The sequence below is a fragment of the Aeromonas sp. R10-1 genome (genome assembly GCF_040908465.1).
Classification (GTDB): Bacteria; Pseudomonadota; Gammaproteobacteria; order Enterobacterales; family Aeromonadaceae; genus Aeromonas; species Aeromonas caviae.
Genome location: NZ_JBFODT010000005.1, coordinates 345,528 through 357,637 on the forward strand (window position 1 = coordinate 345,528; position 12,110 = coordinate 357,637).

At 64.4% G+C, this 12,110-nt stretch carries 9 protein-coding genes; all 9 read left to right on the forward strand.

Annotation, left to right across the window (positions count from 1 at the left end):
- Window positions 1-9: 9 nt before the first annotated feature.
- The 9 genes from AB5Y93_RS02980 to AB5Y93_RS03020 all read left to right on the forward strand — a co-directional run bounded on the left by AB5Y93_RS02980 (window position 10) and on the right by AB5Y93_RS03020 (window position 11,793).
- Window positions 10-2,847 carry a tape measure protein gene (locus AB5Y93_RS02980; RefSeq protein WP_368228776.1) on the forward strand — a complete coding sequence of 946 codons (2,838 nt, stop codon included), beginning with the start codon at window positions 10-12 and terminating at the stop codon, window positions 2,845-2,847.
- Window positions 2,844-3,212: a hypothetical protein gene (locus AB5Y93_RS02985; protein WP_368228777.1), complete on the forward strand. Its 369-nt coding sequence runs from the start codon at window positions 2,844-2,846 to the stop codon at window positions 3,210-3,212. The genes AB5Y93_RS02980 and AB5Y93_RS02985 overlap by 4 nt, the downstream gene beginning before the upstream one ends.
- Window positions 3,209-6,829 (forward strand): curculin (mannose-binding) lectin protein, encoded by a 3,621-nt coding sequence (locus AB5Y93_RS02990; RefSeq protein ID WP_368228778.1) that lies wholly within the window; start codon window positions 3,209-3,211, stop codon window positions 6,827-6,829. The genes AB5Y93_RS02985 and AB5Y93_RS02990 overlap by 4 nt, the downstream gene beginning before the upstream one ends.
- A gap of 49 nt (window positions 6,830-6,878) precedes the next feature.
- Window positions 6,879-8,189: a hypothetical protein gene (locus AB5Y93_RS02995; protein ID WP_368228779.1), complete on the forward strand. Its 1,311-nt coding sequence runs from the start codon at window positions 6,879-6,881 to the stop codon at window positions 8,187-8,189.
- Window positions 8,186-8,596 carry a hypothetical protein gene (locus tag AB5Y93_RS03000; RefSeq protein ID WP_290433663.1) on the forward strand — a complete coding sequence of 137 codons (411 nt, stop codon included), beginning with the start codon at window positions 8,186-8,188 and terminating at the stop codon, window positions 8,594-8,596. Before AB5Y93_RS02995 ends, AB5Y93_RS03000 begins: the two co-directional genes overlap by 4 nt.
- Before the next feature lie 10 nt (window positions 8,597-8,606).
- Window positions 8,607-9,011, forward strand: coding sequence for a hypothetical protein (locus AB5Y93_RS03005; RefSeq protein WP_368228780.1), 405 nt, complete (start codon window positions 8,607-8,609; stop codon window positions 9,009-9,011).
- 23 nt (window positions 9,012-9,034) lie between these two features.
- Window positions 9,035-10,984 carry a hypothetical protein gene (locus tag AB5Y93_RS03010; protein WP_368228781.1) on the forward strand — a complete coding sequence of 650 codons (1,950 nt, stop codon included), beginning with the start codon at window positions 9,035-9,037 and terminating at the stop codon, window positions 10,982-10,984.
- Entirely contained in the window at window positions 10,981-11,205 is a 225-nt protein-coding gene (locus AB5Y93_RS03015) for a hypothetical protein (RefSeq protein ID WP_368228782.1), read from the forward strand. The genes AB5Y93_RS03010 and AB5Y93_RS03015 overlap by 4 nt, the downstream gene beginning before the upstream one ends.
- Window positions 11,206-11,283: 78 nt before the next feature.
- Window positions 11,284-11,793, forward strand: a complete 510-nt coding sequence (locus tag AB5Y93_RS03020; RefSeq protein ID WP_202042587.1) for a GspH/FimT family pseudopilin — start codon at window positions 11,284-11,286, stop codon at window positions 11,791-11,793.
- Window positions 11,794-12,110 lie beyond the last annotated feature (317 nt).

Consider the following 12,110-nt stretch of genomic DNA (forward strand, 5'->3'; position numbering starts at 1 on the left):
GAATGCCCCATGTCCACCTCTTCCACCCTCAAACTCGCGCTAGAGCTGGCGGCCAAGGTCACCGGCCGCGAGGATCTGGCCGCGCTGGCGGGGCAGGTGCAGGAGTTGGGCCCCCTATCTGACGAGACGGCCGCCGAGACCGAGCTGCTGGCGCAGACGCTGGAAACTCTGGGTCAGCAACAGGACATGATCGCTCAGTTCGAAGCCAGCGGCCGCGCCCTGACCCAGCTCGAACTGGCCACCGTGCTCTCCCGGGACCGCTTGGCCGAACTGCGCCGCGAGCAGCAGGGGGCGGCAGGTAGCGCTCGCCAGCTCACCGACCAGGAACGGCTGCTGGCCTCCGAGGTCAAGCAACTGGAGCGCCAACTTGTCGCCCAGGCTGCCAGCCATAGCCGCCTGCATGCCGGTCTCTCCCAAGCCGGGCTCGATACCCGCAACCTTGCCCAAGAACAAAACAGACTGCAGCGGGAGCTGCGGGGCAGCGCGGCCCAGACCGAACGGCTGGGGCGTTCCCTGGTGCAGGGAGCGCAAGGCGCTGGCGGCTTCCAGGGAGCCATCGGTAGCCTGACCGGCCGCCTGGTGGCCATGGCCGGTACCTGGTTCGGTATCCAGACCCTCACCACCCAACTGATGGCCATGTTCCAAACCGGCGATCAGGCCGAGCGGCTCAGTGTGCAGCTCAAGGCGGTGATGGGGTCGATTGCCGGCGGCAAAGAGGCGTCTGCCTGGATCCAGGACTTCGCCAAGAACACCCCGCTGCAGCTCGACGAGGTGACCCAGGTCTTCGTGCGCCTCAAGGCCTTTGGCATCGACCCCATGAACGGCGCCATGCAGGGCATCGTCGATCAGGCCTACAAGCTCGGCGGCGGCTTTGAGGAGGTGCAGGGTATCTCCCTGGCGCTGGGCCAAGCCTGGGCCAAGCAGAAGCTGCAGGGGGAGGAGATCCTGCAGATGATCGAGCGCGGTGTGCCGGTGTGGCAACTGCTGGAGCAGGTCACCGGCAAGAACACCGCCGAGCTGCAGAAGCTCTCGGAAGCAGGCAAGCTCGGCCGGGACACCATCCAGGCGCTGATGAACGAGATCGCCGCCCAGTCGAGCGGGGCGGCGGCCAACAACATGAGCCTGCTCTCGGGGCTTATCTCCAACGCCCAGGACAACCTGGCCAAGTTCTACCGCATGGTGGCAGAGAACGGGGCGCTGACCTGGCTCAAGAACCAGCTGGCCAGCCTGAACCGTGAATTCGACCAGATGGCCCAGGATGGTCGCCTGCAGGTGTGGGCCCAGCGCCTCTCCGACGGCATCGTCGGGCTTGGGGAGTCCATCAAGGCCTTCATCCAGACCGTCTATGCCTGGCGCGATGCTTTGCTGGTGATGGCTCAGGCCTGGTATGGCCTGAAAATCGCGGGCTGGATTGCCGATCTGCGCGGCCTCTACGGCCAGTTCATCGCCCTACCTGCGGCGACGGCCACGGCGGCGGGGGGCATGACCACGGCAGGGACGGCAGCGGCCGGGGCGGCGATCGGCGTGCGGGCGCTGGGCATGGCCATCAGGGCTGTGCTGGCTGCCGTGACGGTGGAATCCATCATCCAGATTACCCAGTTCGCCAACGCCCTGCGCCAACTGGTGCAGGCCGAGCTGGCGCTGCGAGAAGCGCAGGCCCAGCGCTCGCAAACCCAGGCCCAGCTCAATGGCCAGTTGGCGGCCCTCTCTGCCGAGCTGGGGTTGGCCATCACCAGCATGGCAGACCTCGATCGCCTGGTCGCCGAGGGCAAGGTGCATTACGACGAGGCGACCGGCAGTTGGCGAGCGGGGGCCGCCGCCGTTAAGGCGTTGGGCGATGAAGCCAAGCAGACCCGCGACTATCTTGCCGAAATCAACACGGTGGCCAAGCAGACGGCGGCGGATGGTCCGGCAAAGCTGGCCAAGGCATTTGATGAGCTGGGGCTGGACTTCGAGCGGGCTAATGGTCGTATCGGCGCCAGTTTCCAGAATACGCTCGGCGTCTTGGATACCCTGGTGCAATACACCGGATCTAGTTCGGCAGCCTGTGAAGAAGCCCTGGCGGCGGCGTTCAACCAAGCGAAGAACAAGGCCGAGATCGATGCGGTGATCGAGCGCATGCAGGCGATGGCCAAGCAGGGCCAGCTCACCGGGGATGGCATCACCCGCTCGATGGCCATCGCTGCCGACGCCATGAGCAAGGTGAAGGGGGGCAGCGGCGATGCCAAACAGGCGGTGGCGGCGATCGGCGATGGCTTCGACACGGCCGCCGCCAAGGCCAAGAGTGCCACCGATGCCATGCGATCCAATCTTCGCGGCGTACAGAAAGAGGCAGAGCAGACCGGTAATGCTGTGGCCTCTGCAGGTGGTGGGGGCGGTGCCGGTGGGGGCCGAGGGGACGTCACCCGCACCGTGGGCGCCGGCTCGTTCTTCTACAAGACAGTGGACATCAACAACCTGCGGGGCAATGCCGATGCCCTGGCCAACACCCTCGCAGGCGTGGAAGAGGAGCTGGCCCGCTACAGCCAGAAGGTCAGGGACATCCCGGCCTATAGCGAGTGGAGCAAATGGTACGCAGAGAAGTTCCAGAAGGAGATGGAGGCCATGCGCACCAAGCTCCAGCAGGAACTGAGCAAAGCCCAGGCCAAGGAAGCAGAGAAGGCGCAGACCACCACCTCGGCTGCCAGTCAAGCCGGGCCATCTTCCCAAACCTCGTTCACCCAGGGGCAGCCCCAGCGGATCATCATCGAGCTGAGATCAGGCTCCGCCCGGGCCGAAGTTCAGGCCGATGAGGCCAATGCTGCCGCCCTTATCAACCTCCTTAAACAGCAAGGATTGCGCTCATGAACGTCACCTTAAACGGGCTGTTCCTGCCCGATGATCTCGTTTGGCGCGACGAGTTCGATTGGTCGCCCGTCGAGCAGGTTGTCACGCCGACGCTCTCTGGCGCTCTCCTGGTCGAGGAAACGGCCACGCCGGAGGGGCGCCCCATCACCCTGGTGGGCCATGCCCCCCGCACCACGGTGCTCTTGCTTAAAGCGCTGGAGGCCCAGGTGGCCCAGCTGATGACCCTCACTTTGCTCAATGGGCAGCAGCGGGAGGTGTTCTGGCGTCGGCCCGGCATCGTGGCCACCCCTCTGATCGAGATGGCTGACCCCGAAGCGGGTGAACCCTATGCCCTGACTCTTAACTTCACCGAGGTGATCCGATGACCATTCATTCCGGCGACATCAAACTGATGGCCAGTCAGCGGTTGACTGACACCACGGACGGCGGCGGCCGGGTCACCGGCCACGAAATCGTCAGCGGCGAGCACAACAGTCTGTTTCCCGATGTCAGCGATCTCGACCGCGCCTATGGGGTGGTCAACCTGCGCAAGGCCTTTCTGGCGGTGCAGACCGACGACACCGACACCTACTACGGTGCTAACACCACGGTGCTGCTGCCGCCGAGCGACCCGAACGTGGGCCTGTGCCTGATGAGCACCGAGGACCACCACGACACCCGGGACGCTGCCCGCGACGTGCTGGAGCGCTACCTGGCCCGTGGGCCCAAGTGGCGCGGCTTCCTGTACGACACCCAGCTGGAAGGGCAGCGGGCGATCCGCTTCTTCCAGCGGGTCGAGGTACGCCTGCCGGAAGTGGGGGAGACCCTGGTGCTGGTCGGCAACGAGGGGAAGGCCGGCGAGTTCGAGCAGTATGTTCGGGTGCTGGAAGTGACCCAGCAACTGGCCAAGTTCCAGATCCCCGGGGTGGGCGAGTTCACCCGCAACGTGGTGACCTGCAAGCTGGCGGATCCGCTGCGCTACACCTTCGAGGGGGAGCAGCCGACCCCCTATGATGTGGTGACCAACCTCAAGACCGCCCTGCGCGAGACCGTGGTGGCCGATGCGGCCAACTACTTCGCCACCACCAAGCTCGCGGAAAATGCGGCCTTTGGGGCCATGCAGGTGAAGGCCAAGACCATCTTCACCCAGCTGGTGCCGGCGGCCAGGAGCGAGACCCCGGCGGTGGACCTGACCGCCGCCGGCGAGCTGGCCAGCCTGGTGGATTCCGGCAAGGCCCTGGTCACCTTCTCGACCGTGGCCAGCATCGCCCCGAGTCGGGGTCTGTTCCTCGGGACGGGCGTCAAGCCGGGGACGCTCAGCATCACCATCGGCGCGGCCACCATCACCGACAAGGGGGGCGAGCTGGTTGTCGCCGGGTCTGTGGTGGGAGCCATCGACTACGGTCGGGGCCAGTTGGAGTTCAACGCCCAGTGCCCGAACTACGGCACCGCGAGCAAGAGCGTCAGTTTTTGGCCGGCGGCCCGCCCGTCGCGTATCGCCGACACGGCCCAGATCGAGATCAAGGCCAACAACCGGGGCTATGCCTATACCATCACCCTGCAGCCGACCCCGGCGCCGGGCACCCTGACGGTGTCGTTCATGGCGCAAGGCAAATGGTACGACTTGAAGGACAACGGCCGGGGCGAGCTGTTCGGGGCAGACAGGTCCTACGGGACCGGTATGGCCAACCTGGCCACCGGCTCGGTCATGCTGACCCTGGGGGCGCTGCCGGACGTGGACACTGCGATCTTGTTCAGCTGGGCCACCCCGGTCAACTACACCAACCGCAGCGGCCAGGCCATCAGCATCAGCAAGAGCGCCTGGCAGCTGCCCCACACCGGCATCACCCCCAAGAGCCTGATCCTGACCTGGGGCGCGGGCCTGACCGCCAACGATGCGGTGGGGGATGGGCGGATCCGGGGCGACATCACCGGCACCATCGACTATGCCGAGGGCATCATCGATCTGGAGCACATCACCCTGCCGGCGCTGGGCCAGGAGTACGTGGCCCAGTACCAGTACGGCGAGCCGGTGACCGAGCGCCACATCGAGCCCGGGCGCCTCAGCACCCCCGGCCAGGTGGGGCACCTCTCCATCACCCTAGACGGTGACGGCGGCGGTGCGCTCAACCTCACCCCGGGGTCGGTGCGGGTGAAGTTCAACGCGCTCTACAACATCGTGGCGGCATCTGAGCAGATCCTCTCCATCGAGAAGAAGGACCCCATCATCACGCTGCAGGACGATGGTCAGGGCAACCTGAAAGACGCCAGCGGCAACGTGTTGGGCGCCATCGACTACGGCGCCGGCACCCTGCATTTCATGCCGGACGGCACCGCCCTGCTGCCAGAACCGACCTATGCCTGGGTACCGGCTGGCAGTCACCAGGACCCGGTGACGGGCACCTGGTACACCGACATGCGCTGGACCCTGACCGGCTTCCAGTACATCAACACCGCCTACACCTTCCCCGATGGCGAGGGAGGCTGGGTCGATGTGACCTACCGCAACAACAACAGCGCCCTGGCGCAAAACGCGACCCTGACTGCCCAGGCGCTGCGTATCGACGTGACCCCCGGTTTTGCCGAGGCGATCCTGGAGGGCTCGATGCGCTTCACCTTAGGGGGGAGCACCTACGTGGACCGCCAAGGGCTGCTCTATCGCAACCCGGACCCGGAGACTGGCGCCGGCATTCAAGCGGGCACCATCGACTACAGCAACGGGCTGGCGGTGCTGGCCGATTGGGCAGCAGGGCAGGCGGCCCAGCCGGCGCTGCAATCCCTGGCCACCTCGTTCAGCGCCCAGTCGGTGGATGCGGTGACCTTCCGCACCCCGGGCGCCCCGGTGGCCCCGGGCAGTCTCTACCTTAGCGCCAATACCGTCACTGGGCGGCGCATCGAGGCGACGGCGGACGGCGACGGCTATTTCACCACCACCGACATGGACGGGCGGGTGAACTTCCAGACCGGGGTGGCGACGGTGCGTTTTGGCCGCAAGGTCACGGCCGCCGGCAACGAGGGGGAGCCCTGGTATGACGCCGAGGCGGTGGGGGAGGATGGCAAGATCTGGCGCCCGCTCAGCCTGGTGGCCGACACCATCCGCTTTAACTGCGTGGTGTTCAGCTATCTGCCCCTCGATGCCGACATCATCGGGCTGGATCCGGTGCGGCTGCCGTCCGATGGCCGGGTGCCGTTCATCCGCACCGGCAACATCGTGGTGGTGCACAGCACCCGCAAGGCCGCCTTCCCCCTTGGGGTCAGTGCCGGACAACAGCTCAACACCGGCCGCGAACGGCTGGCTCATGCCCACGTGGAGGACAAGGACGGCAAGCAGCTGGCCCAGGCGCTCTACAGCGTCAACCTGGACAGCGGCGTGGTGACGCTTGCCAGCCCCTTGAACCTGACCGGTTACACCGAACCGCTCTACGTGGTGCACCGCATCGAGGACATGAGCCTGGTCAGCGACGTGGAGATCTCGGGCCGGCTCAGACTGGCCAGGCCCCTGTCCCACGCCTATGACGCCGCCGATACCTTGGTATCGAGTGCGCTCATCATCGGCGACTTGTGGGCGCGCTACACCAACCTGTTCGATCAGAAAACCTGGACCAACAAATGGCAGGACTATGTGGATGGCGACCAGTCCACCGCGCAGTACAACGACACCGACTACCCGATCCAGGTCACCAACCGCGCCACCCTGCAGGAGCGCTGGGCCATCATCTTCTCCTCCAGCACCAATTTTGTGCTGGTCGGGGAGCATGTAGGCCAGATTGCGGCGGGGGACGTGAACACCGACTTGGCCCCCATCAACCCCAACAACGGCCAGCCCTATTTTAGGTTGGACAGGCGGGGATGGGGGGCTGGTTGGGCGGGCGGCAACGTACTGCGCTTCACCACCCAGGCGGCGGCGTACCCGCTCTGGGTGATCCGCACCATCCTGCAGTCGGTGGCGGCGCAGGAGACCGACAAGTTCGAGCTGCAGCTGCGCGGCAACGTCAACCGTTAACCGGGTGGGGCAATCTGCCCCGCCCTGAGCCACCTCACAGGAGAAAACCATGGCCCATCCCGTAAAATGGTTTTGCGAGGCAATGGGGGGCGCCCCCTTGCTGTCAACCGACACCGGCAATGGCACGGCGGGCACCCTGATCTCGGTACTGAAAGCCTGCCTGGTGACCGGGTTCAATATCAACCCCATCCAGTCCATCACTATGAATGGCGGCCTGGCGGTCGTCACCTTCGCCCTGGCCCACGGCTTCCTGCCGGACAGCATCGTGGCGATCGAGGGCGTCAACCTGAGCTGGAACGGCGAGTATCGCGTACTCTCGGTGACCACCACCACGGTGACCTTTGCCCCTGTCGGCACCCCGTCTGCAGTAGGGGCCGGTGGCACCATGAAGGTGGCCCCGGCAGGCTGGGAGCTGGAGTTTGTCGATGGCACCAACACGGTGGCGGTGTTCAAGCGCATTGCGGCCGACGCCACGGCGCTGCGGCTGCGCATCGACAACACGGCGTTTTCTGGTTGGAACGGTACGGCAAGCTTTCGCTACTACTACGCCAAGGCGCAGATGGTGGAGAACGTCACCGATGTGAACACCTACAGCCTGGTCAAGGAGTTCGCCTGGCCGGCGTCCCATGCCTATGCCACCGGCGAGCAGCAGTGGGATTTGGTGGCCGACGACAAGCTGTTTTACTTCCTGCCGCGCTATAGCTCGACCAAAATGGCCGCTGTGCTGATGTTTGGCGACATCAACAGTATTCGCCCCAACGACAACTATCACTGCGTGCTGACCGGGATCCTGACCCCGATCCAATCTAGTGGCTATCACTGGGGGACCAGGCTGGCCAGCACCAACGGCTATCCCATTTATAACGATGTGCTGCAATTTGGCACTTTGGTGGGTTCGGTAGGGAATGCCTCCAACCAAGCCTGGATCAACCGGCGAACCCTGTTTGCGATTGCCAGGATGCACCACCAGTTGCCAGGCTCGGATAACTGCCTGCTGCTCGGCATCGGCTACGCCTTCGGCTGCCCCTACCAGGCGGGGGTGGCTTACCCCAATGCGCCCGATAACGGGGTCTACTTCAACGACGGCAAGATCCCCATCGTGGAGCAAACCGCCCAAGCCATCCGTGGCTTCTTGCCCGGGGTGCTGGCACCGCTGCAAAACGACCTGCGGCTGTGGCGCTATAACATCGCCCACGACCCCGCCAAACCGGGATCCCTGCTGCGCATTCTGAAGGGGGCCGGCGCCATAGACCTGTCTGGATCTTCTGGTAAGTTCGAGGACGCCCAGGGATTCGCTTATACCGAATACCGCAACACTGAACGGCTGATCGGCTTTGATATTGCGGGGCCATGGCGATGAACACCGTACTGCCTGATAACGCCGTGGCCAGGGTGATGACGGCCACCGCCAGCTATATCAACCCGGAGGGGAGGGCGATCTCCTCGCCCCCCGCCGTCACCTGGAAAACCAGCGTCGATATTGGACGTTGCCGCACTGCCCTGCGCCATGCCGAGCCCCCCATCTTGCTCGGCTATATCGCCAGCAAGGTGACCATTGACGGCGAGGGAGTGGCTGGCAGGCGGGTGGTGCTGCTGGGGCGCGATCTGGCCATTCAGGGCATCACGTTCAGCGATGAGCAGGGCAACTACCGGTTCGATCACCTGCTGCTGACCAACCGCTACCTGGTCATGGCGCAGGATACGTTCGAGTTTTATTACGCCCCGGTCGCCGCTGACCTGCTCACCCCCACCCCCTACTTCAAGTAAAGGAGCCGCCATGCTGACCTTTGCCGAGCCCTTGCGCACCAGCCGCGTTCAACTGCTGGCCACCGCCATCGACGAGGGCAGCGCGGGCGCGGCTACCCTCAAGATTTACACCGGCCCGAGACCCGCGCCCGGGGCCGCCATCACCGACCAGGCGCTATTGGTGGCGCTGCAGTTCCCCCACCCCTGCGCCCAGAGCGTGACGGGCGGGGTGCTGACCCTCAAGCCGCTGGCCGAGCAGATGGTCACCGGCAGCGGCGTCCATGCCTGGGGGCGCATCGCCAACCGGGATGGCGACTTTGTGGCGGATCTCGACGTGGGCCCACCGGAGAGCGGCGCCGACATCGAGATCCCCGCCAGTGAGCTATTTGCTGGTGCCATGGTGCGCATCAATAGCGCCAGCCTGACCGAACCCTAAGCCAAGCCCAAGCGGAGCGCCTTATGGCCAGACCCATCGACGGTAACCTGGAGCTTAACAAGGCGCGTAAGCCTGGCGGGCACCTTGAGCTGAACCCAGCCCATGTCACCCGTTATCTGGCGGTGTTGCAGGGCGCCAGCTTGCCCCCCAGCCTGGCCTGTTCGCCGGGACTGGTGCTGCCCGCCGTGCTACAGGGGCAGAGTGCCGCGCCGGTGCCTGGCATTTCGGCCGGGCTGGTTCACCCCGGCCACCTGACCGCCGAACCGGCGGCGCCGGTGACCACCGTCAGCGCCACCGTGGTCATCGAGGCCACCCTGGCCAGCACCGTCCAGGCGGTGCTGCACGACTTCGAAGCTGGCCATGACATCAACGTGTTCAGGGGGCCTAGCCACACCAACGCGGGGGATTGGGACAGGGCCGCCCTGGTGACCACGGCGGTGGCCGACGACTGGCAACGACCTGCCATGACCCCCGCGACCTGTCAGGCCGACTGGCAGGAGGCCGGCCCGCTGATGGCGGTGGTGGTGGATCTCAGCGACCAGATGCCCCGCCACGATGAGCCGGTGCGGGGGCTGTTTGACGAGGCCCTGCCGCTGGGCACGAGCCATGGCCAGGGGTTCGACAGCCTGCCGCCTGGTCATGTCGTCACCCGCTCGCTCTGGGTCGAAGGGGCCCCGGTCAGCCGCTGGCAGGTGAACGAGTATCGCCACCCGCCGCGCCAGGACAATGTGTGGCAGCCCGGCAGCTGGCAGCAGGGGGCCCCGCAAGGGTTCACCCTGGGCGGCCAGCAGTGGCAGCTGGGCCTGCCCCTGCTCAAGGGCTGGCTGGACAGGTGGGAGGAGGCGATGCAGCCCCCTTGGGGTCTCTCTCTCCCCCCCAAGCCACCTATTCCCCCCGAGCCAGGCCACCGCAGTGGGCTACTGGCATTCAGCCGACCCAGGGGGGATGCCTCCCTGGAGTTTGTCTGGTTTGGGCAGGCCCACATCGTTATTCCAACCCGGAGGGTTTACCTGGTGAGCAACGCAGCACAGATAGTGCGAGTCAGGGACGGGCTCGACATTCCCGCCACCTCGCTGAGCATCGAACTCGATACCGACTCCTGGGCCTGGCAGTTCACGGCCCAGATCCCGCGCATCGCGGCGGCCGAAATGACGGACGAGGAGGAGGTAAGCATCCATGTCAACGGCCAGCAGTGGGATTGCGTGTGCGATGGCTGGCAGTCGAGCCAGAGCTTTGCCCGCGAGTCGGCGACCCTGACTGGGCGCTCTCGCACGGCCTATTTGTCACCGACTCATGTCTTACCCCAGGCAGTGAGCGAGATCGGGGCGGCGACCATGGCCCAGCTCGCAGAGGCGCTGCTGCCGTTCGGGTGGACCCTGGACTGGCAGGCGCCGGATTGGCTGGTACCTGGCGGCTTCTTCAGCCTCGACAGCCAGACTCCCATCGTGGCGATCAAGTACCTGGCCGAGGCGGCGGGTGGGTTCGTGCTGCCGCACCAGCGCGAGCGGCACCTGGTCATCAAGCCGCGCTATCCGACCATACCCTGGCAGCTCGACGGGGCGCTGGCAGACGTGGCCATCCCCCGCGCCATCATCACGACGCTGGGCAGCGACTTCCAGCCGGGGCAGGCGGCGAACGGCATCTATGTGAGCGGTGGCCATCAGGGCATCAATGCCCGGGTGCTGCGCCAAGGCACGGCAGGGGATCGGCAGGCTCCGGCCATCACCCACCCGCTGGTGTGCGATGTGGTGGCAGCTCGCGCCCAGGGGGTGGTGGGGTTGGCCAAGACCATGCCGAGGCGCACCCAGACCATCGAACTGCCGCTCTCGAGCGACACCGGACTCATCCTGCCCGGGGCGCTGATCGCGGTTGATGGCTGGAAGGGCTTTAACCGAGGGGTCAGGGTCGCGGCTGGAATGCAGGGCCGAGCCATGACGGTGCGCCAGCAACTGAGTGTGGAGCGATTTGTATGAACCTGTTCAAGCGGTTCCAGGAGCTGATCCCCGGTACCGACCCGCTGCTGGTCGGTACCGTCACCGCAACGACTGGAACCAGCACCACGCTGGAGACCCCAGGCGGGGGCGTGGTGATTGTGCGAGGGGGAGGGGTGGCCATCGGCCAGAAGGCGTTTTATCAGGGAGGCGCCATCATTGGGCCCGCACCTGATTTACCAACCTATGAAATCGAGGTTTAAACCCCTGTTAAACGTTGGCTTTTTCTGGCGATATGGCAATCAGTGGTTAGGCTTTATTTGTTCAAGGAGGATATCGCTATGAAGAATGTGAAAGGATTCACATTGCTTGAACTGATGATAGCGGTCAGTTTGGGCGTCATTTTACTCGGTATTGGGGCCCCGGCTTTATCCAGCTTGCTCAGCGGAAACGCTCTGCATTTCGAGTCCCGTAACATACTGAAAAACATGAGATTCGCTCGTAGCCAAGCAATTGACAATCAGACGGTAGTGACTGCGTGTTTGGCTGATGCCAACGACAATTGCGTAACGGCAGACCCCTCGCATTTCTTGGTGTTCATTGACGACAATGCAAATGACGTCCTGAACAATGGAGAGCAGGTTTTGGTAAGAAGTGCAGATTTCCCCAGCTCACTGACAGCAACCAACAGCATCACCTCTAGCACTTTCAGCCCGGATGGTACTCGGGATATCGACGATGAAGATGAACATGTCATCAGCCTCTGTATCTCAGGTAATGCACAGGTCAATCTTGTGACGCCGCCAGGTGGCCGAACCCGTCAAGAAACTCAAGCATTCATCTGCCAATAGCATCTTTCATTCTCGGCGGAATCTGCATCGCCGAGAATGATAAATCCCATGTTCCAGTCGATGGTCATTTTCCCCGTAAGAATTTCTCATTTTTCGCGGCGGGCTACACTTGCGATAGCCATGTCCTTGGATATCCGCTGCCGCCTCCTGCAGGCAGCCCGCCCCCATCAGGTTGATTGCGGGAATGTAGAACTTGAATGTCGCCATGATGGACTCCGTATGATTAGCCATTAAGTGGTATGCGGGCGCCAACATAACAGCGTCGGAGGGGATGAGAAGGGGTCAATGGTATCTCGTTTGCAACTTTGTGGACTCGA

Coding starts and splice junctions, on each gene's coding strand:
- AB5Y93_RS02980 (WP_368228776.1), top strand. CDS start 10: ATGTCCACCTCTTCCACCCTCAAACTCGCGCTAGAGCTGGCGGCCAAG.
- AB5Y93_RS02985 (WP_368228777.1), top strand. CDS start 2,844: ATGAACGTCACCTTAAACGGGCTGTTCCTGCCCGATGATCTCGTTTGG.
- AB5Y93_RS02990 (WP_368228778.1), top strand. CDS start 3,209: ATGACCATTCATTCCGGCGACATCAAACTGATGGCCAGTCAGCGGTTG.
- AB5Y93_RS02995 (WP_368228779.1), top strand. CDS start 6,879: ATGGCCCATCCCGTAAAATGGTTTTGCGAGGCAATGGGGGGCGCCCCC.
- AB5Y93_RS03000 (WP_290433663.1), top strand. CDS start 8,186: ATGAACACCGTACTGCCTGATAACGCCGTGGCCAGGGTGATGACGGCC.
- AB5Y93_RS03005 (WP_368228780.1), top strand. CDS start 8,607: ATGCTGACCTTTGCCGAGCCCTTGCGCACCAGCCGCGTTCAACTGCTG.
- AB5Y93_RS03010 (WP_368228781.1), top strand. CDS start 9,035: ATGGCCAGACCCATCGACGGTAACCTGGAGCTTAACAAGGCGCGTAAG.
- AB5Y93_RS03015 (WP_368228782.1), top strand. CDS start 10,981: ATGAACCTGTTCAAGCGGTTCCAGGAGCTGATCCCCGGTACCGACCCG.
- AB5Y93_RS03020 (WP_202042587.1), top strand. CDS start 11,284: ATGAAGAATGTGAAAGGATTCACATTGCTTGAACTGATGATAGCGGTC.